Below are 26,470 nucleotides of genomic sequence, written 5' to 3' on the forward strand. Positions count from 1 at the left end.
ATTACAAGGTCGCCGCCAAACGAGTACCCTGATCGATCGCGCGTTTAGCATCTAGCTCTGCTGCCACATCTGCACCGCCTATAAGGTAGTGAGGCTTGTTTAGGTTTTCTGTCAATGTGCGAAGCGGTTCCTGCCCAGCACAAATAATAATATTATCAACGTCTAAGACTCGCCGTTCACCATCAACGGTGATATGCAGCCCAGCGTCATCTATTTTATGGTATTCAACACCTGTTAGCATATTCACCCCCTTCTTCACCAGTCCGAGTGTATGCGCCCACCCAGTCGTTTTACCCAGTCCTGCGCCCATTTTTGTGCTTTTTCGCTGCAGTAAAAAAACCTCTCTGGGTGAGGGTGCGGGTTGTGCTTTAACGCCTTCCACGCCCCCTCTGGCTGAAAACGTCATGTCCACACCCCATTCCTGCATAAAGGCTGGTATGTCCTGACTAGGTTGCGAAGTACCATGGGTAAGATACTCGGACACATCGTAACCTATGCCCCCTGCACCTATAACCGCAACCTTTTTGCCAACCGGCTTTTTGTCACGGATCACATCCAGATACCCCAATACCTTATTGTGATCAATGCCTTCAATATTTGGCTTGCGCGGCGAGATACCCGTCGCAACAATAACCGCATCCACATCACTTTCGTTTAATGTTGCTGCATCAACCCGAGTGTTAAGTTGCACATCAACGCCTAGCTTATCCAATTGCGTGTTGAAATAACGCAACGTCTCGTAAAACTCTTCTTTCCCGGGAATCTGTTTAGCAATATTAAACTGCCCTCCTATTTCAGAGGCCGCGTCATACAGAGTAACCTTATGTCCCCGTTCTGCCAGCGTTTTCGCAGCAGCAAGTCCGGCAGGCCCGGCCCCCACAACAGCAAATTGTTTCGGTGTTGATGTCGGTTCAATCAGTAACGTAGTCTCGTTGCACGCTCTTGGATTGACCAGACAACTGGCTTCTTTCATTTCAAATACATGGTCCAGGCACGCCTGATTGCAGCCAATACAGGTATTAATTTCATCGCTTTTGTCCTGCATGGCTTTTTCAACAAAAAACGCATCCGCTAGAAATGGGCGTGCCATAGACACCATATCTGCATCACCCCTAGCCAATACCGCTTCAGCGACTTCTGGTGTGTTAATCCTGTTTGAGGTGATAACGGGTACATTGAGAGCTTGTCTGAATCGAGCCGTCACCCAAGTAAAGGCAGCTCTTGGCACCTTAGTGGCAATCGTCGGAATACGCGCTTCGTGCCAACCAATACCTGTGTTGATGAGCGTCGCCCCCGCTTTTTCTATCTCAAGACCCAGCTGGATAACTTCATCTGCTGTCGATCCGCCCTCCACTAGGTCCAGCATAGAAAGTCTGTAAATAATGATAAACGCCCTACCCACGGCTTCGCGTACACGCCGCACAACTTCGATAGGCAGTTTAATGCGGTTAGCGTAATCGCCTCCCCATTGATCTTCCCGGTGATTGGTTCTTGACGCAATAAACTGATTGAGGAAATAGCCCTCCGAGCCCATAATTTCAACGCCGTCATAGCCCGCCTCTTTCGCTTGCCTGGCTGTAAAAACAAAGTCATTGATTTGCCGCTCAATCCCCTCTTGGTCCAGCGCTTTAGGCTTAAATTTATTGATGGGTGCTCGTATTGCTGATGGTGCAACCAAGTTGGGGTTATACGCGTAGCGACCGGTATGTAATATTTGCAGGCATATTTTTCCACCGGCCTCATGCACTGCATCGGTTACTACTTTGTGATCGGCCACTTGGGCTTGCGTGTCCAGACGCTTTGTCACAGGATGTGTCGCGCCTTCATCATTGGGTCCTATACCACCTGTTACAATTAACCCCACGCCGCCGCGGGCACGTTCTGCAAAAAAAGCCGCCATTCTGTGATGGCCATCTTTCGCTTCTTCTAACCCAGTGTGCATAGACCCCATAAGGACCCTATTTTTTAACGTGGTGAACCCCAAATCAAGAGGCTGAAAAAGGTGGGGATACTTGTTTATTCCTGCGGCTTCCATTGGTGATTCTCCGGTTTCAGGCTGATCAGCTTAATTTCAGTATTGGCTTTACAAAACCAAACTAGACATCGTCAAGATAAAAAACAATGTTGACAGTGTCAAGTTACATGATACGATTTTTGATGTATGAAGACGTCCACACAAAAAACAGGCTACCATCATGGTGATTTGCGTAAAAGCTTGGTAGAAACTGCCCAAGCCATGCTTAAAGAAGACGGCATTGAGTGCTTATCTTTACGCAAACTGGCAGTACGGGTAGGAGTCTCTAGAACTGCGCCTTATCATCACTTTAAAGACAAAAATGCGCTGCTGTGTGCCATTGCCCAAAATGGCTTTGAGCAGTGGACGTCAATGACCAAAGAGACCTTCTCACAACAACACAAAACCTTACCTGAGCAATATCGCGACTTTGTTAGGGGCTATATTGGATTTGCCACCACCAATCCCGAGTTGTATGACCTGATGTTTGGGCGCACAATTTGGAAACAAAATGCTGCGACAGAGTCGCTTAAGGAGGTTGCATACCCCAGTTTTCAATATCAGGTGCAATTGACCAGACGATGGCAGCAGGAAGGGGTTATGCCTAAAAATCTTGATTCGCTGCGTTTAGCTCAGGTGACTTGGGGCACCTTGCATGGCATTGCCAGGCTGTTAATAGATGGGATTTATGCAGACAACAGTCATATCGAAGAAATGTGTGATGTGACAGTGGCTATGTTTACTCGGTCATTAGTGTCATAATTCTGTACTATCATTAACCACTAGTTAACGAATACCCTAACCTGTGTCGATGTTTAATCTTATGAGAGTGCGCCCTAGCAACTTGCTTTATTGTGCGTTCTGGTTGTTTATTAGCTTATGTGCCTATCAAACAAGTGCGCACAGCCTAGATTTAACGTCTCATGATGCAGGCTTAATAGGAAAGTACGTCAGCTTTTTTCAGGAAGACGCTGAGACACCTCTCAATCTTGAACAAGCTATCGCACGCTTTAACGAGGGCCAATATATAAAAAGTAGGTCGTCTTCACTGTCCTTGGGTATTGGAGTTAGGCCGGTATGGATTAAACTTTCTGTTGATAATAAAACCAACATCAATACACTTTATCGCCTCGCCATAGAGACCCCATGGCTGGATTACATTGACAGCTATCACGTCTATAGCGACGAGCTTGTCAGACAGGTCACCGGCGGCGATGGCATGGCGTTTGAGTATCGCCCCATGCCCTACCGTTATTTTGCCTATGAGACGACATTTCCCAAGGGTGAGATGGATATTTATATCCGTGTGGAAACAGCTGGGCCAATGGCTATTCCTTTGTATTTATCCTCATCGCAAGCCGCGATTTCCAGAGATATCAGACAAGGCTATGAGTACGGTGTTCTCTACGGCATTATGCTGGCATTGGGCTTGTATAACCTCATTTTATTCTTCCTGATCAGGCAACCTGAGTTCGGTTTGTATTCGGGTTATCTATTTGGGTTTGTTGCAAACAGTCTGTCATATACAGGCCAAATACACGCTGTTTTTACGCCGGATTTTGGCCCCTATTTTCAGGACTGGATGGACATTTCCCTGATGGTCACCTATAGCGTATTAGGGTTACATTTCGCCCGAACCTTACTGCGCACAAGACACTATGCCCCTGGGCTCGACAAGTTTACCTTTTGGGTTGCCACACTCATTCCGTGCGGCATGGCATTGGGCGCTTTGCTCAGTAATTTGTATATTTCGATGATACTGGCGTTTATTCTTAACACCAGCTTTGTGTTTTTATTTATGGTACTTGGATACAGGGCTTATCAGGAAAAAGTCAATCTGGCACTGTTCTTTTTTATCTCCTCGGTCACGGCCGCAGCCTGCATTTGCATCTCAACTGCAGCCGTTGCAGGCTTACTACCTCTCAACGACATCACGTTTAAACTGATTGAAGTGGGCATGGCGTTCGAAGCCATAGTGCTAGCGGTGTTGCTGGGTGACAGGTTCAGATCTACTCAGCGCAAACATGAAAGAGCTGAGCGTTTTGCGCGCACAGATGAACTCACCCAAGTCCTCAACAGACGGGGGTTCCGTTTGTTGGCCGATGCAGTGTGGCGCGAGCTAAGCGTACGGGACAATGCCGCTGTTGTCTTATTAGACATCGACAAGTTTAAAGCCATAAATGATACCTATGGCCACGGGGAAGGCGATAGGGTTATTCACGAAGTAGCATCGCGGCTGCGCTCGGTCGCACGCGACGGAGACATTTTTGCCCGCTGGGGAGGTGAAGAGTTTATTGTTTTGTTGATCAACACAGACATAGAGCAAGCACGCTTCCAGGCAGAACGTCTGCGAAAGTCTATTGAAACTGCCCAGTTTGAGATAATGCAAAGTAAGGTACCTATTACCGTCAGTGTTGGCGTTGCAGGCAGTAACAAAGGATTATTTGAAGGGCTTCCCTTGTCACAACAACCGCTTGAAAAGATTATTTCCAAAGCCGACAAAGCCCTATACGAAGCGAAAAACAGCGGCAGGAATCAAGTCAGCTTTTACATCCATCACGCCAGCGCTTCCTAACCCTCCACATTTTTTATTTACAACAATTTACATTAATTACTTGACCTCGGGTGTGTTGGTGGACTATAACACTAAACATAGTGTACTGGTGAAATATAACACCCAAGCGAGGTCTTACCAATGTTAAGAAACTGGGATGCAGACACGCCCATTTATTTGCAGCTTTACCAACAGGTTATTCAGCGAATACTGGACGGTCATATCGGAGAAGGTGATGCGTTACCTTCAGTAAGAAACGTAGCCGCAGAGTATCAACTCAACCCGGTTACTATTTCAAAGGCGTATCAGATGTTACAAGACGAAGAAATTGTTGAAAAACAGCGTGGAAAAGGGTTGTTTGTCAAGGATGGTGTCGCAGATGTCATTCTCGCCAGAGAGCGGCAACAATTTTTGCAAAAAGAATGGCCGGTTATCTTGCAGCAGATTATTCGCCTGAAACTTTCCGCAAGTGATTTGCTTGCTGAGCAAAGGGAGGACAACTAAATGGACACGCTTATTTCAATTAAAGGCCTTAATAAACAATACAGTGGTAAGCCGGTTTTAGACAATATTACCTTCGACGTACAGCAGGGTCAGATACTAGGCTTAGTCGGGCCAAACGGCGCAGGCAAAACCACCTGCCTACAAGCGATCTTGGGTTTGGTAAATTGTGAAGGCAGCATTGATGTGTTGGGTTTTGACCCTAAACAAAAACGAGAAAAAATGCTTACCGAAGTCGCCTACATAGCGGATGTCGCAGTGTTGCCTAAGTGGCTAAAGGTGTCTCAGGCGCTGGATTATATGCAAGGCGTGCATCCTAAATTTGACCGGGAAAAAGCCCTTAATTTTCTGCAAAAAACCAACATCCCTGCCAACGCTAAGGTCAAAGCGTTATCCAAAGGTATGGTGACACAGCTCCACCTTGCGCTCATTCTGGCGATTGACGCCAAAGTGTTGATTTTGGATGAGCCTACGTTGGGTCTGGACATCTTAACCCGTCGCCAGTTTTATACCCATTTACTGGAAGATTTCTACAACGATGATAAGTGCATCATTGTGACCACTCATCAAATAGAAGAAATCGAAAACATTCTGACTCATGTGGCCTTTATTAAAGACGGTTGTATTGCGCTACATGACAGTGTGGACAACCTAAAGAGCCGATTCAAACTGGTTAATGTTGCAAGGGATAAAGTAGACGCTGCAAAAGCAATGAACCCGCTGTATACACACAGCATGATGGGTATCACAACGCTGTTAACAGACAGCGAACAAATCCCTAGTGACACCCAGCTGGCACCAGAAGACTTTGGTGACATTGCAACACCAAGCATGGCTGACATTTTTGTCGGCGTCATGACACAGGAGGCTACGGCATGAGTACTACTCAGGTATTAACTAACATTAAAAAAGAGTGTTGGGAGTTCAAAGGCCATATATTTTGGGTGCCAGTGGTTATGCTCGGCTTTTTTATTCTTAGCAACATTTACGCATTGTTCACTATTGATAGCTATCAAATTGATCGTTTAATGAAGGGGCTTCAGGCGCTTAGCGAAGCAGAGGGCGTGGCCTTTGTGGGCAATGCTAGTATGGCTGCTATCGCGACTATCTTTGTCCCCTTTCTGATAACTTCTTTATTTGTTCAACTTAACTATCTAATTTCTTGTATGTTCGACGAGAAAAGAGATCTGTCGATTTACTTTTGGCGCTCGCTACCGGTTTCTGATCTGCAAAGCGTTGCAGTAAAGTTGTTTACTGGTGCACTGGTGATCCCCGCAAGCTTCATGCTTGCGGCTACAGCGTTAATCGTATTGGCTGTATTCCTTATCTTTGTCGGTACTGTGGTGTTGTCTTTGGGGTTTGACATATCCCTATGGGCTGCTTGGTCTGAGGCAAAAATTGTGAGCAGTCTGATTGTGGTATGGTTGGCACTTATTCCTCTATCATTGTGGTTATTCCCTGTATACGCTTATTTAATGTTAGCGTCTGCATTTGCAGGTCGTGCACCGTTTTTATGGGCCGTCTTACCTGTAGTGGTCATAGCCATTGTTGAGGCCAGTATTGCTGAAGCAACAGGCAGTAATCATTTGTTCATCATGGAAGCACTGTACCACTACTTTTCATTAGAAGTATTGGGAGAGGAGTTAAGCTTGCATGTAACCAGTATGCACTCGTCGCTTAGCTTTAGTGAACAGCTTTTGATGGTAAAAGCCTTATTCACCAAAGTTGACTTGATTGCATTACTTATAGGCTGCGGATTCATGTATGCCACATACTGGCTGAGAGTTAACAGAAGGCAGGCGTAACACAAAGCTAAAATAGAAAGGGGTTGGTGATTAGCCAACCCCTTTTTTTATTTTCGCAAACACACCACTTTCTCTTTAAGTCACTTTATTTCGCGTTTGAAAACGTGATGCCAAATAGGTTTTGTAAACCAGAATATCATTGATTTTTTCTACCGCTTCAGCCAGTTCGTGGAAGTGGGTATACAGCGGCGAAACGCCAAACCTTATAAAATTGGGCGCCCTAAAATCGGCTATCACACCTACCTCAATAAGTGCCTGGCACAGGGCATAAGCATGTTCAAATTCAAAACTAAGCTGGCTACCTCTGCGTTCAGCATCAAGCGGTGATATACACGTTAATTCTTTGCTAGCATTAGATGCTTTCAAAAGCTCCAAGAACACATTCGTCAGCTGTTTTGATTTATTTCTTATTGTATCTAACGACAGTCCGTCATAGATATCTAATGCCGCATCTACAGCACTCAATGATATGACCGGCGGTGTGCCCACCAGCATTTGATTAATATCTTGTGCAGGGGAATATAGGGGTGAAAACGCAAACCCATTGGCATGTCCCATCCAACCAAAAAGCGGCTGCACAAGTTTTTCATGATGGCGCTTTGACGCATAAACAAACCCCGGAGCGCCTGGCCCAGCATTGAGGTACTTGTACGTACATCCCACGGCAAAATCTATTTGATGCTTATCCAATGCAATGGGCAATACCCCAGCGCTGTGGGCTAAATCAACAATCACTAACGCGCCGTGTTTGTGTACAACCTGAGTTAGGCCCGCAATATCAACAATGTTGCCTGTTCTAAAATTAACTTCTGTAACTAAAACGGCAGCAGTGTCCTCGTCAACGGCTTCTGCAAGCTGCCCTTCTTCCACCATGACAAGTTCACAGCGATGGTGACCAAGTAAGGCTTCCAGCCCTTGCACCATATATAAGTCAGTGGGAAAGTTATCTTCCGTAGAGAGTATTTTTTTTCGCTCCGAATTAATTGAAAGCGCCGCGCACAACACCTTAAAAAGGTTAATCGAAATAGAATCACAGCATGCCACCTGCCCGTAATCCGCACCCAACAAACTGGCTATCTTGTCACCCACATTTCTGGAGAGGTCGATCCAATGATGTTTGTTCCAGCTAGCAATAAGGTCATTACCCCACTGCTCTCGGGTGACTGTCTCGATTCTCTTAGCTACACAGTGCGGCATCAAACCCAGCGAATTGCCGTCAAGATATATTACACCTTCAGGTTTATGAAATTGGCTGGCTACTTCCCTGAGCGGGTCGTTATTATCCAGCGAAGCAACGGATGTTTTAATCACGGATTGTTAACCTTATCGAGCACTTCAGAGAGATGAAACCATGCCTGGCTACCTGGGAAGATGAAATCAAAGTGACCGGCACCATCAACACTGACTACCTGGGCCTTTGCTGACGAACTGAATGTTTGTTGCTGCTGAGCGCCTACAATCTTATCGCTCTTTCCAAACAACAACCAAGTATTAGGATGAAGCGGATAGTTTTTGGGGTCGGCTTGCAGATACGCTTTTTTTTGTTCAGCCGGCGTGCCTTGCATAAATGCTACTGCAGCACGCTGACACCCGCTTTCACCCTCAGCATAGCGTTCCAGGTCGGTAATGGGTGCCAAGCCGACAACCCCGGCGATACGTTCAGGGTTGCGCTGAGCATACAGTAGGGCAAGATGCCCTCCTGCAGAGTGTCCCGCAATAATGCTGTGCTTAGCGTTAATATGCCCTTGGTCCTGCAAAAATGTCATGGCCGCGTCTATGTCCTGCATGGTCGTCGGCCAGCCGCCTCCAGTTGCCCCTGTTCGCCGGTATTCCACGGAGAAAACCCTATACCCTTGCACAGACAAGGCACTTGCTGCTGCCCTAGCGTGCCCAAAGTCATATTCACTCATCCAGCATCCACCATGGATGAAGACCACAGTGGCACTAGAGGGTGTCGGGGGGAGCCACATTTCGATTATGTTTTGGTCACTATCACCATATAGCAAGGTTTGCGTAGGGGGGGTATGTTCCGCACTTAAGACTTGTTTAAAGGGCACGTTTTGAATGCTTTCCGCATACAAGCCAAAACTCACACTCATCACTAACAAGAAAAAATAACGACGTTTCATCTTTCACGCTTCTTCTGGGGCTGTAACATTAATTGGATTAAGAACACATTATTCTATTTTGGCCGGCATGTACGGCTCGGCCATAAAGGTCTTATTAACAGGGAGTTTGAGGGAGTAACTTGCCAGCCATGCATTCACTGCATCAGCATTAGGAGAATTATTTGCCACAGCAAAATACACGGGGACTTTGGCAATACGCTCCATCACAATAGGCTCACCTTCCGGCTCAGCCTTTGTTGCCATCATGTAGTCAAAAGGCCCTTTGTAGGTAATTAAACTTTCACTGCGCCGGCGAAGAAAAACGTTTATTGCATCTAATGCTGTGGGCACATTTATAAATTTATAACCCTGTGCACTGAGCTTACCCCTATACCCTCCGTAGTCAAATGCACGAATAGCCGCGACAGATTTTTCGGTAGCATCAGCATAACTGACCAAACTCAGCTCAAGAAAAGAAAAGGGGCGGTTGAAGAATTTAACATGTCCCACAATGCCGGCGGTGGAGTGCACATTGATCGTCATATCAATCTCACCTGACTGCAGTAGACGGTAGATACGTGCAGCAGGCGCACACACCACACTAAGCGCCATGCCACTGGACAAAAAAACATCAACCGCTTGGTTTATAAACGGGCCATAGCATCCTGGCTTATCGGTATGCGCTAACGTAAAGGGCGGAAACACCACCACACCTATCGTAATTTCAGGCTTTACAATATTGGCAGGCGCATCCTGAGCTTTACTGTACTGTGAATACAGGCTCAAGATTGGCATCATGAAAAAGAAAATGAAAACAGCTTTCAGCAACGCAAAACAACCCTTTAGTAGCCGATTGGCTACACAATAGCGCAAACAAAAAACGGCGTCTATGCGCCGTCTTTTGAATGCCCGATCTAGTGTTAACTTCCACTCGCTTCTAAACGTTGAATTTCACTTTGGAAATACTGGCCCCACTGTTGTGCCATGCGTTTACTCTGCGCGTATTTTTCGGCTTCAGCCAACTCGTTCAATGCTAAAGCGTACTGTTTTTGATTAAATAACGACATGCCTTTAACCAAGTGTGGTATCCCTGGATTACGCAGGTCGCCTTTTTCGATGGCCTTGTCTGCTGCAGCAATAGCTTGTGCCCATTGCTCATTATTCATATAGAGTTGTGATAGCTGTGCGTCAAGCTCTCCATCGGCTGACAATGCTGCCGCTTCCTGCATGACGGGAATGGCTTTTTTGGTTTCTTTCGCCAGATTCCAACTTTGCGCGGTAAACTTAAGGTTGCGAAGATTCCTCTCCAGCAAACCCGTTTCCATAGCCTGCTCCATAAGGCGAGCACTTTTATACGGCGCTTCGTTAAAATAGTAGAGCTGAGCCAAATTGAAGGTATCAGACGAGGTTTCAATGAAGCCTTGTTGATAAGCAGCTTCCATGATGGCAAGTTGCTTGCGTTCTTCTTCCAACTCACCATACATTCCAGCAAGCTGGATCCAGTACTTAGGCTCGTTGAACATCTTAACCATTTTAACCAGAACGTCTTTTACCTTTTCTGGCTGCTTGAGTTCGTAATACACAGCACGCTGCAGAATAAGCCAGCTTTCATCAACCTGATAACCTTCCGCTTCATGATCGGCAATGGCCCCCTCTATCAAATTGATCGCTTCTTCGTACTGCTTATTCTGATAATAAGCTTGTGCCTTAATAATGCGATTTCGCGGGGGGATCGTGCCGGTTGACAAGGCTTCCCAGCGATCGAGCGCCTCAACGGCCAGATTAAACTCGCCGCGCATCATATAAAGCTGTGCAAGACTGAATAAGGTGGTTTGCTCAAAGGTTTCTGGTATAGGCGCTTGTTCAACCACCAGTTTAAACGACTCAATGGCTTTATCGAACTGCTCGTTGCCGTAATAGATGAAGCCGTAAAAGTTATACATCATTGCCAGTTCATAACTGTTCATTGAACTGGACTTGTCTTTCACTTCGTCCAGTATCTGTAATGCACCAGCAACGTTGTCCTCGTCAGCGGCAGCCTGAGCGCGCGAAAACTGTTCGTATACACGAGATCTCAGCGTGGGCACCCGGCGAGTTTTACGCTCAGCTTCTTGCGCGGTTGCATCTACCGGCAACACAACAGCGAGGGTTAACACAGACACCTTTGCCGAAGTTGTTAACAACACAGAAAAGAACAAAGCGGATAATGTAGTCAATCTCATTGTCTTCTTAACCATCTATTTCAAAGGTAACGCGGGTTTGCACGCCCGACACTTCTGTAGGTTCACCATTCACAACGCGAGGCTTGTACTTCCATTTTCTCACAGCGTCCAAGGCCGCTTGTTCGAAAATACCCTCTGGTTCGGCTTGTACAACAACGGGGTCGCGTACGGCGCCAATAGCCGTAACGGTAAACTCAACATCCACAAAGCCCTCAATACCGCGTTGCTGAGCACGACGTGGATAGACAGCCGCGACACGTAGCTGAGGCAAGTATTCGCCATCGCTTGAATCCAAAGAGAGCCCGCCTTCAAGTCCACCTTCAGCGCTTACATCAGCCTGAAATGCCATACCTCCACTGTCGCCATCGGGCGAAGGAGAATCCATTTGAGGCTGTGCCATTTGCGGCGGCGGCTCTTTCGGCTTAGGGGGTTTTCGCGGCTTTCGGTCTTTCTTTTCAACCTGCTCTTCGGGCTTAACCCGAACAAAATCGAGCACACTCCCTCTGGGCGGCTCTGTGAGCGCGCTGCCCCCCATTTTGATCAGCGATTGCATCAGGAAAAACAACCCCAAAGTAATCGCTGCAGAGACCAAAATTGCTATAAGAAAACGTACCATTGGTATTATTCGTCTTGTGCGGCAATTGATACATCAAACACGCCGGCTGCGCGTGATGCATCCATCACTTTAATTAATGTATCTGTCTTCGCTTCTTTATCAGCCTGAATGACCACAGTACCTTGTGGATTTTCCGCGTGAAGCCTTTCAATGTTTGCCTGAACGGCACGTGCATCAACCTGACGCTTGTTGATCCAGATTTCATTGTTTTCAGAAATGGCAATCAAGATATTAGCGCGATCTTTTTGCACTGCCGTAGAGGCCTCAGGACGGTTTACATCGATACCAGCCTCTTTAACAAAAGAGGCGGTAACGATAAAGAAGATCAACATAATGAATACCACGTCCAACATGGGCGTCATATCGATATTGGCTTCTTCTTCTTCCACTAAATTTTGAAAATGCTGCTTCATAATTTTACCTTGTTGACCGCACGATTAATTACGGTCAATTAAAATTGAGTCTTCCAAGTGCGCTCGTTCTGTCTTTACCGTTCGGGTTAGCCAGGTAGAGGCAAACACCCCAGATAGCGCACCCACCATCCCGGCCATAGTTGGAATGGTCGCTTTTGATACCCCTGATGCCATTGAACGCGCATTGCCTGAGCCAGAAATTGCCATAACATCAAACACCTCAATCATCCCGGTAACCGTGCCCATCAATCCCAACAGGGGACAGAGTGCAACCAATGCCTGAATAATGGGGATACTGCCATTGAGTTGTATAGTTAGTGTTGATATGGTTTTTTGGCGTACTTGCTCGGCATTCCACGATGAGCGGTCTGTTCTTGCATTCCAGACTTCCACTGCGTCTTTTGCCGCCTTTTTATGCCACACAAACAAGTACAAGGCACGCTCGAGGATCAAAAGCCACATGACGAAAATAAGTAACCCGATGACCAGGAGAACCTGGCCACCTGTTTCTGTAAAATCGCGTATTGCTTCGAGAAACTCGATCATGACTTAGCCTCGCTCAGCACGCTCAGCGATGACACCTGATGCCTGCTCTTGCAGAATATAAACGATGTTTTTACTGCGCGTATTGAGCATCGCGTATAGCAATGTCATAGGAATGGCCACCACCAGGCCTAATACCGTAGTCACCAAGGCTGTTGAAATCCCTCCCGCCATCAGTTTAGGGTCGCCAGTACCAAACAGGGTAATCGCCTGGAAGGTATTGATCATACCGGTTACGGTTCCCAATAAACCCATCAGCGGTGCAACTACTGAAATGATCTTAATGATCGTTAGATTACGTCCCAATTTCGGTACTTCACCCAAAATGGCTTCTGTTAAGTGCAGCTCAAGTGCTTCTGTGTCTGCGTCTGGATATTGTTCACGTACTTTCAGCACTCGGCCTAACGGATTGTTATCAGACACGGTTTTCGACTTAAGCTGATTATTCACTTTAAGCTTAATAAGCGTTAATGAAATTAGACGCTCCAGTGCCAGAAGCAAGCCAATTGCACCAACAACAAGAATGATATAACCAACAGGTCCACCCTGCTCAACGCGCTCTTGCAAGTTCGGAGCCTGAACCAACAGTCCCATAATAGAGCCGCCTGTAGGGTCTACCCCCAATTTAACCAGCTCACCATTAGAATTTTGTAGCGCTGCCGCTGAATCGCCAAAACGCGCAGGAGGCTGACGCAAAAGTTCAGAAACACTGCCCGTTACACCGTTGAACTCTAAAAACTGTCCATCTGAAATTAATGCAAACGGACCGACCCGAACCACTTCTTTGCTGACTTTCGCGCCACCGGCTTCAACAACATCTGTAGTAAAACGCGTGACTTTACCTGACTCTGTCATTTCGCGTTGAATTTCGAACCATACGCGTTCGATCTCTTCAATTGACGCCAGTTTTGAACTTTGCCCCATAGACTGAGCCATCTCATCTAAAAAGGCCGCTCTTTCAGGGAACTGCGTTGAAATCATTGAGTTGTAAAACTTATTCTTGGTATCGCCGGCCACTTGCTGGAGTACACCAAAGAGTTCTTTCAATGAGCCAAGACGGTTGTCTAACGCGCCCTGCAAATCGGCCAATTTAAATTCATTTTCTTCAAATTGGGTTTCCAAACGCTCAGACTCTGCTAGCGCTGCATCGCGCTGACGTGTTGTCTCGCGCAAAATCTGATCCTGCTCTGCGCGCTTGTTTATAAACTCTTTCTCGCGCTGCGTATTCTGCTTGTCTTGCGCAAATTTGCCTTCTTCAAGCTGCTTTAATAGAGCATCTAGGTCTAATGCACGGTCCGTTTGGGCCACAGCACCGAAACTCACAGAAGCCACTACGGCACTTGCTGCAATCAGTTTGATTAGTTTAAACATGCTTCTTTCCTATTAATCGGTGATTGCTACAGGCAACATTAACAAGTCAGGCGCCAATTGCTTCTTGGCAATACGAAGGCCTTTGGTAATTTGCGTGCGATAACTAGAATCCAGCTCTTCCCACTGACGTGTTTGTTTATTCCAAACGCCTTGTCGACTTGCATCGCGGGTTTGATAAACCAACGCCGTTCTACCCAGTCTCAAGAACTCTACGTCGCGCTCCTGACCGTCTATGGTGTGAATGCCACTGTAAGCTTCTAATGTTCTGCCGTAGTCCATTTCTACCTGGAATGCTTCCATCACGCGGCGAAATTTCTCTGAAGGCGCAACATCTGCACGATCCATCATGCTTTTTAGGCTGGCAATACGCTCTGAACGCTCCTCAGGCAAAAAGGGCACATCCAGCGCAATAAATTGCTCTAAGCCATCAATCATTTTGAGCATAAGTGGCGTAATCTGACGTTCAATCACAGATACCTCGTCAATCGCTGCATTTAAGGCAGCCATTTCTTCATCTTGATTGGCAATCTGCTTTGACAGCTGATTGTTGTAGACCCCTAGGCCTTCAATCTCTTTTGTCAGGGCCCGGAACGTTTGGAGCTTGCTGTCAATTTCATTCGTAATAGCATTGATTTTTTGCTGCGAAGCCGCAGCAGAATCATTAATTTGTGACGCAGCTTCCACAACAGGCTCAACAATTTCGTTTTCCTGTGCGTAGGCCGAAGACGCCATTAGTGCGGTTGCAAACAGCAACTTATTGCTCAGCTTCATACACCCTAACCTTAGAAATATTTGTAAAAAAGGGGCAACTAGACCCATTAAAATCTGCGCACAGGGTAGTAATTTTCTGTGACAGTTTTATTACATAACTGTCATATTTTTTGCGCCAAGATCTTGGTTTACCTGTGAAAAATAAAAAAGCCGGGAGTCAAAACTGCCGGCTTTTTATTTTGCGTTTACGAATTCTTTTTAGAATTCATATTGATAGCTGACACTGAAAGACATCCCTTCTTCTCTGTCTCTTACTGCAATGTCTGACTGCGTGACTTCTTGACTTTCGTCTAACAAGTTTTGAACTTTAAACGAAACGGTTGAGTTAAAGTCAGGATAATATTTGTAAACCACATCCAACGAATGGAAAGGTTGTTCAAATGCATCCTCTCGACCGCCTAGACCCGCCGCCAAGATCCGCTCACCGAATACGTTGTAAACCAACGAAGCTGAATGTTCCCCGTTAGAGGAATCATAGCTCAATTGAAGGTTAACCACGTACTGTGAGTGACCCGTCATGCGCTTAGTGGGGTTAGTCAAGTTACCAGCAAGTGCAGGGTCAATCACGGCTTCAGAATCACTCAGCGTAATGTTTCCGGAGGTAAAGAAACCTTGTGCAAGGTAAGTCAAGTCGTGTAACCACTCCACCTCAACACCATAAACCTCTGCGGTTTCTCCATTAATGAAAGTCGCCGAATAGTCCTCGTCACCAATACGTAATACCGTTTCAATAGGGGCGTCTATGTCTTTATAAAATGCCGCAATCGAATAGTTGTCACCATTGGCGCCGTAATATTCATAACGCAGGTCATAGTTCTTTATCGGGCTGCTTAACAAGCCCACACGACCAAAGGTACGAACATCCGTTAACGGGTCAAAATAGGTAACAGGTACCACTTCACGCAGGTCAGGACGGACTATGGTCTCACCGTAACTGGCACGAACTTGATAATTGTCATCACTCAAGAAGGTTAACGCCAATGAAGGAAACAAATCGTCTTCTTGAACGCTGCCTTCCTCAATTCTCTGTTCAGAGTATATGAGATTGAGATCCTCTGGCGTGAAGATTAGGCTTGATGTACCGATAGAGACCTGACTAAATTGCTCCCATCTCAAACCACCGCTCAGACGCCAGTTGTTGTTTAAGAACACATCAAATGCGCCGTAGCCTGCTTCTACTTTCTGCGCAGCAGTGTAGTCGTCGGCATCCGGGATTTCTGGCTCGTTGAACAAAAGTGTCAGATTGCTGTTTAGAATGAGGTCATCGGTTAGGAACGTATTGTTCAACAGCGGATCGCTTGAGCCATCGTTGGCATTAATCGGTGTACTTCCGAGGTTACTCACCTGAAAGCTCGATGTGGTGTAATAACGCGCTCGGTCGTATACGTCAAACCCAGCTTTCAACTCAATATCCATGCCTTTCAGCATGAATGGGAACGACATATTTCCGCCATACGAATTCAAGCGATCATCCATGTTAGTGTAGGAATAGATCGCTCGGTTGTTATCTCCCGACACAGAGGAACCAATGTAATTCCCTTGTTGATCATAACTGTCGATAAAACGGAAAGTTGCGTCAGTGGGAATATCCGTTTTCGCTTTAGAACGTGTGTACTGCCAGTCTACCCCAATGCCGCCCAGTTCAAGGAAGGTATGTTTGCCCAAAAACTGTGTGACCTGCAATGAACGCTCTTCATACACAAATTGCTGTGTAGCATTAGCTCTTCCGCTGCCAGGAATACTGAAGACCGTGCTGCCCGCTGGGCTTTGCAACGAGCCAATATCACTTTCTTCCTCGTTATCTTCAAGATAAAGATTGTTCAGCGTCAGTTCGTGAGCATTCCAGCGATAGCCAAGATTAAACACGCCATTTAGACGTTCATTAATCGTAGTAATTTCTGAATCCGTCACTGTGTTGTAACACGACGACGCCGCATCTTCTGCAGTAACAAGCTGGGTTGAGCAGTCTTCTGCGGCATCCTGAGATAAAACAGCTGTTCTGCGCTCAGCAAAGTCACTGTCTTGGTCGTAGGACACAGAAGCCAAAAACCCAATGGTGCCACCAAACAGGTCCTCTTCGAAACTGTTACCGATGTAAGCCTGACCACCATAATTCGGGTCTAACGATTCATTCTTAACACCAAAATCACGCGGCAAACGAAGTAATAATTGGCGATTCAAAGTGCGCGCTTGCTCACCCGCCGTTTCGTTTTCATTGCTCTGCAATTTTAATCTGTCAACAATACCGTTGATGCTAAAGTCACCGCGATATCTTGGAATAGCTTCCTGAAGTATTGATGGAATGCCACCCTTATCAACATTAAACGTATTACCATCACTTGCAGACGTGTCATACCCCGCGCCAATCTCAACACCGGCAACAAAATCACTGGGCACCGAGGTTGTGCGAATATCAATGCTACCGCCACCAAAAGCCGCAGGCATTGATGGCGAAAACGCTTTTTGAACCGACAGGCTCTCAATGATACTCGCTGGGATAATATCCAGCGGAATAACGTTACGTGTTAAATCAGGACTGGGAATTGCGGCTCCGTTGAGTCTTGCACTTGAGTAACGCTCACCCAAACCACGTACATAAATAAACTTACCGTCAACTAAAGTTAGCCCGGTTACACGCCTTAACGCAGATGCTGCGTCACTGTCGCCTGTTCGCGAAAGCTGTTCTGCGCCCAAGATATCAGCAACAAATGCTTGATTCTTACGCTCTTCGACGACCGCTGCGGCCGTTCCCTGTAGACGCGACGCGGTTGATACAACTTCATCGATTACATCATCTTCTTGCGCTAGTGCGTGCGTAGCACTTACTAATAAACACAGGCTGACGGCGTAGCTGACTTTATTCAGTCTTTGTTGATATTTCATTTTCAACTCCTGCCATTTGACCAAAAAATAGGCGCAACTCGGGCGCCTATTTTGGATACTTCAACCTTAATTAGTCTGCATCCGCAGCGGTAAGCGCAGCTTGAACCCACTGGTACCAGGCAGAACTTGTATCTTGGTCAGATACCGCACCTACGTAAGCAGCAGGTGTGAAGAAGCTTGAGTCAAGGTCTGACAAGTCACTTGCAGCAACGGAAATATCAGAAGAGCTGGTAAGTGTAGAGAAACCGTCTTCTGCAAATACAGATGCTGCCGGCCCAATACGCTCATTCGCACCGTCGTTATCAAACCAGGTAGCCAGTGCTGTGCCTTCCAATGGACCACCACCAAACGTATCGTTATTGAATTCTTCACCACACGCCATGACTGAACCAGTGAAAGAGATTTGGTCTGCACCTAACTCGCCATCACCAGAGAAGTTCACACACCACGTTTGTGTAGCGTCGGTTTTCACCATAAGCACGTTGTAAAGTGACGCGTTGAACTGATCATCAAATTTGAAGGCTAGTGAAGGGTCTTCATCACGTACGGACAATTCGTCAGTTGTCACAACCGTCACGTTAGCAATAGTTGGGTTTGAAGAAGGACCATCGCCTTTACGGCCGTCAGACTCAAAACCACCGTTACCCATATTGACTACGGCGCCTTCGCGGTTTGTTACTGTACCGTGTTTCACGTACAAAAATTGTGCTGCACCCTGCCAGCTTGCATCGAAGTCAAAAGAGTCATCTTGCGTGTCTGTAACAACAATGTATTTAAGTGTTGTTGCACCACCGAAGATTTCAACACCGTCATCAAAGCCCTGATGGATATGCAGATATTCAAATTCAGAACCAGAACCCACACCGTTAAGGGTCAGCGAGTTCAAATCGTCACCTTCACCGCCAGCACGAGGACCTGAACCGGCATACCAGATGCGAGCCCACTTGATGCTACCGCTTGAGTCTGTATTGTCGTTTCCACCGTAGTAGCTCACAATACCCTCTGAAGGTACGTTACAAGTTCCAGCGTCACGCTCTGCATCAGAACACTGGTCAGTGATTGCGTTACCGTTGATGATAATACCGCCCCAGTCAGCATAAAGCGCACCGCCACCTGCATTGTCAAAACGATCAAACGCGTTAGCAGAGGTAAAAGTAATCGGCTTAGAAGCAGTGCCTACAGCCTGAATTTTTGCACCGCGTGCGATGCGAATGATGGCTTCACCTGACTGGAACGCAAGCGTAGCACCAGGGCGCACTGTCATTGTTGGACCATTTGTAGGGATAGAGAACCCAGCTGTTGTATCGCCATCTTCACCAATTTGAAGTGCATCTTCGAAAAAGTGAACACCACCGTTAGGCAGCTCTTCAAAAGTAATATTAGACGTGATTGAGAAACTACGGCTTGCAAAAGAGTCGTTATAGATACAGTCAAGACCGTCAAACACACCTTCTACTGTGCCTGATGCGCCTTCATAACTTGCACAGTTTACGTCTTCGCTTGGGGTTTGACCGCTGGTGTTGTTTGAGTTGTTGGTGCTGTTATCAACAACGCTGCTGTTGTCATTCACAGTAGGCGTAATGCTGATGTCACCGCCACAGCCGGCAAGAATCAAAGCGACAGAAACTGCGCTAGCTTTGAATAACGTCTTGAGTTCCATTGTTATCTCCAAAATTGGTCTATTGAGTGTTCTGATTTAAAACTCGGGAGAGATTACCTAAGCAAAATGACACATTTGTTACACACACAACGTGTCACAAAACTTTCATAAAAGGAGATATAAGTAATCTTACTTAAGACCGTAAGCTGAATTATTCAGGGGGAATGTTACTTAGGAGCGCTGGATAATAATCGTCTCTGACGAATCAGCAAATCTTCGCCAATGGCGAAATACCCGTCCCGTTCGACGAGTGCTTGCCCCTGTTTTGATAGTACAAACAGTAAGAACTCTCGTTCCAGAGTAGGTAGCTCTTGGCCGGGTGGCTTGTTAACAATCAAGTATAAGAATCGAGAAAAGGGATAGCGCTCAGCGCGCACATTTTCAATCGTTAGCGGCACAAGTTCTTGTTCCGTGTGACCTATAGGCAAGGCCTTTACCCCTGCCGTTTTATAACCAAATGCGGCATAGCCTATAGCAGACTTATTAGCAGAAACTGACATAACCACAGAAGCAGAGCTAGGTTGTTCGCGTACGGTATTTCTAAAATCACCGTCACACAACGCAAGTACTTTAAATGAGCCGTAAGTACCTGAAACGGAATTACGCCCAAAAACCTTTATGGTGTTGTCATCCATGTCAACATTATAGCCGAGCTGTGACCAACGCATGATGCCTTGGCCGTGACCGCAATAACGTGTTGCCGAAAAAATCGCATCGACCTGTGCCAGTGTGAGACCGGGAATGGGGTTTTGTCTCTCAACAAACAAAGCGATGGCATCCAATGCAACCTGGAGTACGGTTGGACGGTAACCAAATTCTCTCTCAAATGCGCGGATCTCGCTGTCTTTCATCGGCCGACTCATCGCCCCGATACTGGCTACCCCCTCAGTCAAAGCTGGAGGAGCAGTTGAGGAGCCAGTCGCATCCACCTGAATACTGGTTTGCGGATAAAGTGTTTCAAACTCGCTAGCCCAAAACTCCATCATGTTTGCCATAGTGTCAGAACCCACAGACACTATTTTGCCCGCCACACCGGGTTGGCGTTCGTAATCAGGCATTGATGCACATGTAGACGAAGTCAGATAAAAGCCAATAAGCAGTGGTAAAAAACGCACTATGCTGAGCTCCGCTCTGCAATTAACTGCTGGTTAAGATGAAAGGAAAAGACACTTCCTTTGTTCAGCTTACTTTCGATTTCTAAATGCGAATTGTGATGGTTTAACACATGTTTAACGATAGACAGTCCTAATCCCGATCCGCCAGTTTTTCGAGAACGCGCTTTGTCTACACGGTAAAAGCGTTCAGTTAACCTAGCGAGATGACGCTCTTCTATTCCATCACCATTGTCTTTTACCGAGAAGCGTGCACCTCGCTCATCTTCTTCCCATTTAACGACAATTTTACCCGGTGCTGGTGTATAGTGTATGGCATTAAAAATTAGATTCGAGCAAGCACTTCGCAATTCAGTTTCCACCCCAAATACCTTCAACTCGGGGTCCATCTCAAATCGGATTTTGTGGTTTTTATCTTTATTCAACGTTTTTGCTTCTGCTTCTATTTGTTGAAGCATGGCATACATATCTACCTGTTTTTCGAAAATGCGCTCTGCACTTGCTTCAATCCGAGAAAGTATCAGCAAGTCTTCAATAAGGTTTTGCATGCGTGCAGTCTGGGAAAACATTTCATCCATTGCTTTGGTTGCAAAACTGTCCTGTTCATCCCGCGGTAATAATTCTAAATAGCCGGTGATCACGGTCAGCGGGGTACGCAGTTCATGAGAAACATTAGCTACGAAATCTTTTCGCATTTCTTCAAGTTGAGACACGCGTGTCACGTCTCTGGCAATTAACAACAAATGCTCTTCACCATACGGCATTACGCGATATTCAAAGGTTTTTTGTGGATTTGATGGCGAGGGCACTTCAATAGGATGGTCAAACCGCCCTTTGTGGAAATAATCTATAAATTCGGGATGGCGGATCAAGTTGTCTAGCCTGCGCCCCGCGTCTTGTGGCCATCGCAAGCCCATTTCGATGCGCGCCAGACGGTTACACCACACGATGCGTGCATCTTCATCCACAACCACAGCGGCATCAGGGAGGGCCTCTGACCCCTCGCGAAACCGCTTGACCAGAGCGCCAAGTTCTTTGCGCTTATTTCGGTTTCTGCGTTGCAGGTAGTATATGCCTTCGTAAATATGTTCCCACAAACCATTCACAGTGGGCGGCGACATCTTTCTACTGTGCCATAGCCAGCGGTTGAGCTTATAAAGCTGAAAATAGTTAATAATCAACAATGCGGTCAGCCCGAGCGCATAGGCTAGGAGCATTCGGTCGATTAATAAACCGATCAAAGTGAAGGCCGCCAAAAAGACGGCAATACGAAATAAGCTCTTTACCCAAGAAAATGGATAGTACATAAGCTCCTAGTCCTGGGAGCGAGGTTGGATTAAAGTTTTGTTGAAAAACGGTAACCTGCACCTCGAACAGTTTGAATCATTGCGTCATGGCCATGCAAGGAAATGGCTTTGCGCAAACGACGAATGTGTACGTCAACAGTTCTGTCTTCTACGTAAACATTCGTTCCCCATACATTATCCAGCAACAGCTCCCTGCTGTACACACGTTCTGGGTGCGTCATAAAGAAGTGTAACAGTTTAAATTCTGTTGGTCCCATATCCAATGGATCTGTGTTGGCCACCACCCGATGAGAGATAGGCTCAAGCTTAAGACCATTAAATTCAATGGGCTGCTCACTCGCCATAGGCGTTACCCTGCGCATTACTGCACGGATCCTCGCTATCAGCTCCTTGGGTGAAAAAGGCTTAGTAATGTAATCATCTGCACCCGCATCTAACCCACGTATTTTATCTTCCTCTTCACCGCGGGCAGTTAACATAATCACAGGAATATCACGGGTGAACTCATGCTGCTTTAGGCTTTTCGCAAGCTGAACGCCACTTCCACCTGGCAACATCCAGTCAAGCAGAATCAAGTCCGGATAAGGCTCGGCAATTTTTTCTTGTGCGATATCATAGTCTTCAGCTTCAATGGTATTGAAACCAGATTGCTCAAGCACAAACTTAAGCATTTCACGAATAGGGGCTTCATCTTCAACCACCAGTACAGTCCGTGACATAGTAACTTTCCCGTTCATAATAAAAACGCCGCTATTATTTATTGACTATGTGACACTTTTATTAAACCTTGCACCGACCAGTGTCAAGGTTATTGAATAAATCCTCTATTACTGCCTTGAGAATCCACACATTAACGCATATTCTTGATTCATAAGTTTATGTATAGGTTGTAACATGGCGCGTGTGAAAACTGGACTTTCGAGAAAGCTACTCATCCGGGTGTTATCGGTGTACTTCGTGTTGACACTGATTGTTACTGTCGGTCAGATATTTACTGAATACCTCGCCACAAAAAGCCATATTGAAAGTGAGCTTCGCACACTTAAAAACACCTTTTCCACCAGCCTTACCCGTGCTATCTGGGAGTTAAACCTTGACCAGGCGGCATCCATTGCAGAGGGCTTGATGGAACTGCCCATCGTCGAGGGCGTGCATATTCGCGATGAAAACGGCGAAGAGATTGCCCGCCTCGGTATCGGCGAAGAACTCATGCCAACCACGTCAATAGCGCTTACCGGCCAGTTAGTTGACTACTCGGGTAGTGTGTTTGGATACAGTTTTCCATTAATTTTTGAGTTCTCTGGGCGAACATCTGAAGTGGGTGATGTCACCCTATATTCAAGTTTTGATATTATTTTTGGCCGCATTAAAATTGGTGTGTTCTTTCTAATTGGCAACGCCATCGTTAAAACCACCTTCCTTGTGTTTCTTTTTATGACTGCATTCAGGCGAATGTTGTCCGAGCCGTTACACGCGATTACCGGACAAATGTCTGATTTTGATCCAGAGCATCCGGAAGATTCAAAAATTGACATGCAGATAGATGACGATAATGAACTTCGTCAGCTGACTGAATCATATAACAAAGTTATTTCAGACCTGATCAATTCACAACGAAAACTGAGAGGTGCTCAGGACGATTTGAAGTTAGCCAATAAAAAACTGGATGACCAAAATCTACTGCTGGAGCAAGAAGTCGCGAAAAAAACCGCCTCTCTGAGCCAAATAATGTTGGATTTGGAACGCCAAAAAGACGAGTTGTTGATTAACCAACGAGAACTGAGACAGGAAAATGAGAACAGGCAGTACATAGAAGCCGAACTCAGGAAGAAGAATACCGAACTGGCCAATTCCATGGATACCCTCAACCAAGCGAGAGACCAGCTCGTGGAATCAGAGCGTATGGCCTCGCTGGGTGGCTTGGTTGCTGGTATCGCTCATGACGTTAATACCCCGATAGGTGTCAGTGTGACAGCCGCTAGTTTTCTTGAGCAAAGATTGTCAACGTTGCAACAAGATTACAAAGATAAAACCCTAACCAACAAGAGTATGAACCTGTTCATTCAGGAGGCTGAGCAAACAACCCAACTTTTGCTTAATAACTTGCATCGCGCGTCAGAGTTAATCGCTAGTTTTAAACAGGTCGCAGCAGACCAAACCAGTGAAGCAGAGCGGCGATTTGAACTAAACAGTTATTTAAATGAAGTTTTACAGTCTCTAAAACCCAGTTTTAAACAACGCCCTCACGAAATTTCTATTCAGTGCCCCTCTCCACTGGAGGTATATTGCGCACCTGGGGTCATTGCGCAGATTGTCACTAATTTATTGATGAACTCGATGATACATGCGTTCGATGAGGGACAAGTAGGTCATATTGCGTTAAATGTGGTTGAAGACGATCAGGATATTCTCATGACCTATCAGGATGACGGTAAAGGACTCGACGAAAAACACCTTGAACGACTCTTTGACGCTTTTTTTACCACTCGACGCGAGGAGGGTGGAACTGGTTTGGGGACGCATATTATGTACAACTTAGTGACTCAGGCTCTTAAGGGACGTATTGAAGCCTTTAGCGAACCGGGTAAAGGATTACGTTACGAGATACGCTTTCCTAAACGCGTTTAACTTGTTAATCTGCGCAGCCCTTTTATTAGCGCAGGTTAACTATGTGGTTCAAAAATATTAAGGCGTACAGGCTAAATCAGCCTCTTTCTCTTGATGATGACGCCCTGCAAAGCGCGTTACTCGAATTTCCATTCCGCCCTTGCGGTAACCAGGACCTGGCAACCATGGGCTTTTGCTCACCGTTTTCAATTGCTCCTAAGAGTCCGGCCTCAGCGATGCTATTTCACCGAAGCGGTAACCGTATATGGGTAACGCTAAAAAAACAGGAGCGCTTGTTACCGAGTAGTGTTGTTAATGCAGAACTGGCAGAAAAAGTGGTTGCTATAGAGACAGAAACAGGTAGTCCCGTAGGAAAAAAGCAACAGCAAGATCTGAAGCAAGAAATCATTCACGCTCTTATGCCCCGAGCATTTACTAAGAACACCTATACACATGGCTTCCTGTCGCTTGACGATGATCTGGTTATAGTTGACTCCTCTTCTGATGGTAAAGCAGAAGCGTATCTCGCCATGCTGCGCAAAGCACTGGGCTCTCTGCCTGTTGTACCACTAGCTAAACGAAGCCTACAAAGTGAGCTGACTCACTGGATAAGCGGGAACGCTCCTGAAGGCATCACCCTGCTTGAGGAAGCCGAATTAAAATCAAATGATGAAGTTGCCAGTATTATTCGCTGTAAGAACCAGCCCCTAGACAGCGACGAAGTAATAAATCACATTGATGCAGGTAAACTAGCGCAAAAAGTGGCCTTCGAGTACCAAGAAACCTTAACCGGTATGTTTTGCGAAGACGGCAGTATCAAACGCATTAAGTTTCTCGACCGCATCACTGAAGAAGTTGACGATGTGCCCAAGGACGATGTCCTGCAAAGGTTAGACGCGGAGTTTACGTTGATGTCTGCAGAGTTAAGCCAATTCGTTACTTTTATCGACAAAACGTTGCAATTAGAAGAATAAAAAAGGGAGCCAGTGCTCCCTTTTTTATGTGCTATACCTTTATGCGAAAATGAGTTTGGCGTTATCACGCATCTCAGCAAAATCATCTGAATGTAAATCGGCTACACTATCAACTACATTTCTTTGCATAGCTAAGTTGATTACGGCGTCCTTTTGACTGTTTATACGGCCACTTAACGCCGCTCCCACTCTAACAAAGTCGAGGTAGGACACATTGTCTGGGAGGACTGCGAGATCCCTCCAATTCTTAGCAATATTAACAAACACATCACCGAACCCCCATTCCTTCATGATACTACCGCCAATTCTTCCAGACAGTTTCTCAATCGCATCTTCTAGGAAAGTTGGATTTGCAAATACATCTTCATGGCGCTCAGCCTCAGTCAATATTGGCAATATGCCGATATTGTGAACCAATGCTGCTAGGGTCATGGAATCAATACTAATGTCGCGTTTTTTAGTGCGTTTAGTGTAACTTTCAAGTGTCGCCATACTATTAGCGACTACATCTACGGTATGCTCCCACTCGCGTTTCATATACTGACTGACTACCGCATTTTTCGATACAAAGAGCTGCTCCATTGCCAATGCTGTGGCAATATTTTTAATTTGTCGCAAACCAATTCGCGTAACAGCTTGTGTAACAGACTCTACCTTTACACTTCTCCCCATAAAGGCACTGTTTGCGATCTTAATCATCCGCGCACTCAGTGAGGGATCTTGGGCGATAACATCCCCCATTTTGTGGAGATTAATATCGGGGTCGTCAGCAGCTTTTCTAACTTTTAACGCTATCGCTGGCAGGGTGGGTAATACCAGTGTGTCGTTGTTTATTTTCTCCACCAGTATCGTCAATAATGCGTTCTGTGTTGACATGTTTCGCCCTTCTATTTATCGGCTAAGTAATACAGCAACTTTACTCTAGTGATGCTTTGTTTCTTCCTAGTTTCAATATATCACCGTTATGTAAAAAAATGTAACCAGAAAACGCATCCAAGGTGCTCTTTTA

Annotated in this window: 23 protein-coding genes; 7 read left to right on the top strand and 16 right to left on the bottom strand. The window is 46.1% G+C overall.

The window, feature by feature from the left end; all coding sequences use genetic code 11:
* Nucleotide 1: 1 nt before the first annotated feature.
* Complete coding sequence (locus DRW07_RS14130) at nucleotides 2-2,035, bottom strand: NADPH-dependent 2,4-dienoyl-CoA reductase (protein WP_124028576.1); 2,034 nt, start codon at nucleotides 2,033-2,035, stop codon at nucleotides 2-4.
* 126 nt (nucleotides 2,036-2,161) lie between these two features.
* Between DRW07_RS14130 and DRW07_RS14135 the strand changes: the two genes are divergently transcribed.
* From DRW07_RS14135 to DRW07_RS14155, 5 genes are all read left to right on the top strand, one after another.
* Complete coding sequence (locus DRW07_RS14135) at nucleotides 2,162-2,776, top strand: TetR/AcrR family transcriptional regulator (protein ID WP_124028577.1); 615 nt, start codon at nucleotides 2,162-2,164, stop codon at nucleotides 2,774-2,776.
* Nucleotides 2,777-2,837: 61 nt separating this feature from the next.
* On the top strand, nucleotides 2,838-4,589 hold the full coding sequence (locus DRW07_RS14140) for a sensor domain-containing diguanylate cyclase (RefSeq protein WP_165870516.1): 1,752 nt from the start codon (nucleotides 2,838-2,840) through the stop codon (nucleotides 4,587-4,589).
* A 120-nt stretch (nucleotides 4,590-4,709) separates the two neighbouring features.
* Nucleotides 4,710-5,072, top strand: a complete 363-nt coding sequence (locus DRW07_RS14145; RefSeq protein ID WP_124028579.1) for a GntR family transcriptional regulator — start codon at nucleotides 4,710-4,712, stop codon at nucleotides 5,070-5,072.
* Nucleotides 5,073-5,948, top strand: coding sequence for an ABC transporter ATP-binding protein (locus tag DRW07_RS14150; protein ID WP_124028580.1), 876 nt, complete (start codon nucleotides 5,073-5,075; stop codon nucleotides 5,946-5,948).
* Nucleotides 5,945-6,874: a hypothetical protein gene (locus tag DRW07_RS14155; RefSeq protein WP_124028581.1), complete on the top strand. Its 930-nt coding sequence runs from the start codon at nucleotides 5,945-5,947 to the stop codon at nucleotides 6,872-6,874. Before DRW07_RS14150 ends, DRW07_RS14155 begins: the two co-directional genes overlap by 4 nt.
* Before the next feature lie 75 nt (nucleotides 6,875-6,949).
* Here DRW07_RS14155 and kynU read toward each other — a convergent pair whose 3' ends face one another.
* The 14 genes from kynU to phoB form a co-directional block, all read right to left on the bottom strand.
* The gene (gene kynU / locus DRW07_RS14160; protein WP_124028582.1) at nucleotides 6,950-8,185 is read right to left on the bottom strand and encodes a kynureninase; all 1,236 of its coding nucleotides are present in this window, start codon (nucleotides 8,183-8,185) and stop codon (nucleotides 6,950-6,952) included.
* A complete protein-coding gene (locus DRW07_RS14165; RefSeq protein ID WP_124028583.1) occupies nucleotides 8,182-9,003 on the bottom strand; it encodes an alpha/beta hydrolase family protein in 822 nt (273 codons plus the stop codon). Before DRW07_RS14165 ends, kynU begins: the two co-directional genes overlap by 4 nt.
* Before the next feature lie 48 nt (nucleotides 9,004-9,051).
* The gene (locus DRW07_RS14170; RefSeq protein WP_124028584.1) at nucleotides 9,052-9,768 is read right to left on the bottom strand and encodes a hypothetical protein; all 717 of its coding nucleotides are present in this window, start codon (nucleotides 9,766-9,768) and stop codon (nucleotides 9,052-9,054) included.
* A gap of 134 nt (nucleotides 9,769-9,902) precedes the next feature.
* Nucleotides 9,903-11,204 (bottom strand): tetratricopeptide repeat protein, encoded by a 1,302-nt coding sequence (locus DRW07_RS14175; RefSeq protein ID WP_377923159.1) that lies wholly within the window; start codon nucleotides 11,202-11,204, stop codon nucleotides 9,903-9,905.
* Nucleotides 11,205-11,211: 7 nt separating this feature from the next.
* Entirely contained in the window at nucleotides 11,212-11,820 is a 609-nt protein-coding gene (locus tag DRW07_RS14180) for an energy transducer TonB (RefSeq protein WP_124028586.1), read from the bottom strand.
* Nucleotides 11,821-11,825: 5 nt separating this feature from the next.
* A complete protein-coding gene (locus tag DRW07_RS14185) occupies nucleotides 11,826-12,233 on the bottom strand; it encodes an ExbD/TolR family protein (protein WP_124028587.1) in 408 nt (135 codons plus the stop codon).
* A gap of 24 nt (nucleotides 12,234-12,257) precedes the next feature.
* Nucleotides 12,258-12,779 carry a MotA/TolQ/ExbB proton channel family protein gene (locus DRW07_RS14190; protein WP_124028588.1) on the bottom strand — a complete coding sequence of 174 codons (522 nt, stop codon included), beginning with the start codon at nucleotides 12,777-12,779 and terminating at the stop codon, nucleotides 12,258-12,260.
* 3 nt (nucleotides 12,780-12,782) lie between these two features.
* Nucleotides 12,783-14,147, bottom strand: coding sequence for a MotA/TolQ/ExbB proton channel family protein (locus DRW07_RS14195; RefSeq protein ID WP_124028589.1), 1,365 nt, complete (start codon nucleotides 14,145-14,147; stop codon nucleotides 12,783-12,785).
* Between the two features lie 12 nt (nucleotides 14,148-14,159).
* Nucleotides 14,160-14,918, bottom strand: coding sequence for a DUF3450 domain-containing protein (locus tag DRW07_RS14200; protein ID WP_124028590.1), 759 nt, complete (start codon nucleotides 14,916-14,918; stop codon nucleotides 14,160-14,162).
* A gap of 198 nt (nucleotides 14,919-15,116) precedes the next feature.
* On the bottom strand, nucleotides 15,117-17,801 hold the full coding sequence (locus tag DRW07_RS14205) for a TonB-dependent receptor domain-containing protein (RefSeq protein ID WP_124028591.1): 2,685 nt from the start codon (nucleotides 17,799-17,801) through the stop codon (nucleotides 15,117-15,119).
* Nucleotides 17,802-17,871: 70 nt separating this feature from the next.
* Nucleotides 17,872-19,461 (bottom strand): hypothetical protein, encoded by a 1,590-nt coding sequence (locus tag DRW07_RS14210; protein WP_124028592.1) that lies wholly within the window; start codon nucleotides 19,459-19,461, stop codon nucleotides 17,872-17,874.
* Nucleotides 19,462-19,628: 167 nt separating this feature from the next.
* Entirely contained in the window at nucleotides 19,629-20,576 is a 948-nt protein-coding gene (locus DRW07_RS14215; protein ID WP_276310720.1) for a PstS family phosphate ABC transporter substrate-binding protein, read from the bottom strand.
* A complete protein-coding gene (phoR, locus tag DRW07_RS14220) occupies nucleotides 20,576-21,880 on the bottom strand; it encodes a phosphate regulon sensor histidine kinase PhoR (RefSeq protein WP_124028593.1) in 1,305 nt (434 codons plus the stop codon). Before phoR ends, DRW07_RS14215 begins: the two co-directional genes overlap by 1 nt.
* Before the next feature lie 29 nt (nucleotides 21,881-21,909).
* Nucleotides 21,910-22,599 (bottom strand): phosphate regulon transcriptional regulator PhoB, encoded by a 690-nt coding sequence (gene phoB / locus DRW07_RS14225; protein WP_124028594.1) that lies wholly within the window; start codon nucleotides 22,597-22,599, stop codon nucleotides 21,910-21,912.
* A gap of 175 nt (nucleotides 22,600-22,774) precedes the next feature.
* Here phoB and DRW07_RS14230 point away from each other — a divergent pair, with 175 nt between their 5' ends.
* Nucleotides 22,775-24,508, top strand: coding sequence for a sensor histidine kinase (locus DRW07_RS14230; RefSeq protein WP_124028595.1), 1,734 nt, complete (start codon nucleotides 22,775-22,777; stop codon nucleotides 24,506-24,508).
* Between the two features lie 41 nt (nucleotides 24,509-24,549).
* Nucleotides 24,550-25,461, top strand: a complete 912-nt coding sequence (gene rdgC, locus DRW07_RS14235) for a recombination-associated protein RdgC (RefSeq protein ID WP_124028596.1) — start codon at nucleotides 24,550-24,552, stop codon at nucleotides 25,459-25,461.
* A 39-nt stretch (nucleotides 25,462-25,500) separates the two neighbouring features.
* Here the strand turns inward: rdgC and DRW07_RS14240 are convergent, their stop codons facing one another.
* Nucleotides 25,501-26,337 (bottom strand): HDOD domain-containing protein, encoded by an 837-nt coding sequence (locus tag DRW07_RS14240; protein ID WP_124028597.1) that lies wholly within the window; start codon nucleotides 26,335-26,337, stop codon nucleotides 25,501-25,503.
* Nucleotides 26,338-26,470 lie beyond the last annotated feature (133 nt).

This window comes from Paralteromonas sediminis (assembly GCF_003820355.1).
In the GTDB taxonomy this organism is placed as follows: Bacteria; Pseudomonadota; Gammaproteobacteria; order Enterobacterales; family Alteromonadaceae; genus Alteromonas_F; species Alteromonas_F sediminis.

What these genes read in the sequence shown, in the direction of transcription:
- DRW07_RS14130 (WP_124028576.1), bottom strand. Translation starts at nt 2,035, where the DNA reads ATGGAAGCCGCAGGAATAAACAAGTATCCCCACCTTTTTCAGCCTCTT.
- DRW07_RS14135 (WP_124028577.1), top strand. Translation starts at nt 2,162, where the DNA reads ATGAAGACGTCCACACAAAAAACAGGCTACCATCATGGTGATTTGCGT.
- DRW07_RS14140 (WP_165870516.1), top strand. Translation starts at nt 2,838, where the DNA reads ATGAGAGTGCGCCCTAGCAACTTGCTTTATTGTGCGTTCTGGTTGTTT.
- DRW07_RS14145 (WP_124028579.1), top strand. Translation starts at nt 4,710, where the DNA reads ATGTTAAGAAACTGGGATGCAGACACGCCCATTTATTTGCAGCTTTAC.
- DRW07_RS14150 (WP_124028580.1), top strand. Translation starts at nt 5,073, where the DNA reads ATGGACACGCTTATTTCAATTAAAGGCCTTAATAAACAATACAGTGGT.
- DRW07_RS14155 (WP_124028581.1), top strand. Translation starts at nt 5,945, where the DNA reads ATGAGTACTACTCAGGTATTAACTAACATTAAAAAAGAGTGTTGGGAG.
- DRW07_RS14165 (WP_124028583.1), bottom strand. Translation starts at nt 9,003, where the DNA reads ATGAAACGTCGTTATTTTTTCTTGTTAGTGATGAGTGTGAGTTTTGGC.
- DRW07_RS14175 (WP_377923159.1), bottom strand. Translation starts at nt 11,204, where the DNA reads ATGAGATTGACTACATTATCCGCTTTGTTCTTTTCTGTGTTGTTAACA.
- DRW07_RS14180 (WP_124028586.1), bottom strand. Translation starts at nt 11,820, where the DNA reads ATGGTACGTTTTCTTATAGCAATTTTGGTCTCTGCAGCGATTACTTTG.
- DRW07_RS14185 (WP_124028587.1), bottom strand. Translation starts at nt 12,233, where the DNA reads ATGAAGCAGCATTTTCAAAATTTAGTGGAAGAAGAAGAAGCCAATATC.
- DRW07_RS14190 (WP_124028588.1), bottom strand. Translation starts at nt 12,779, where the DNA reads ATGATCGAGTTTCTCGAAGCAATACGCGATTTTACAGAAACAGGTGGC.
- DRW07_RS14195 (WP_124028589.1), bottom strand. Translation starts at nt 14,147, where the DNA reads ATGTTTAAACTAATCAAACTGATTGCAGCAAGTGCCGTAGTGGCTTCT.
- DRW07_RS14200 (WP_124028590.1), bottom strand. Translation starts at nt 14,918, where the DNA reads ATGAAGCTGAGCAATAAGTTGCTGTTTGCAACCGCACTAATGGCGTCT.
- DRW07_RS14205 (WP_124028591.1), bottom strand. Translation starts at nt 17,801, where the DNA reads ATGAAATATCAACAAAGACTGAATAAAGTCAGCTACGCCGTCAGCCTG.
- DRW07_RS14210 (WP_124028592.1), bottom strand. Translation starts at nt 19,461, where the DNA reads ATGGAACTCAAGACGTTATTCAAAGCTAGCGCAGTTTCTGTCGCTTTG.
- phoR (WP_124028593.1), bottom strand. Translation starts at nt 21,880, where the DNA reads ATGTACTATCCATTTTCTTGGGTAAAGAGCTTATTTCGTATTGCCGTC.
- phoB (WP_124028594.1), bottom strand. Translation starts at nt 22,599, where the DNA reads ATGTCACGGACTGTACTGGTGGTTGAAGATGAAGCCCCTATTCGTGAA.
- DRW07_RS14230 (WP_124028595.1), top strand. Translation starts at nt 22,775, where the DNA reads ATGGCGCGTGTGAAAACTGGACTTTCGAGAAAGCTACTCATCCGGGTG.
- rdgC (WP_124028596.1), top strand. Translation starts at nt 24,550, where the DNA reads ATGTGGTTCAAAAATATTAAGGCGTACAGGCTAAATCAGCCTCTTTCT.
- DRW07_RS14240 (WP_124028597.1), bottom strand. Translation starts at nt 26,337, where the DNA reads ATGTCAACACAGAACGCATTATTGACGATACTGGTGGAGAAAATAAAC.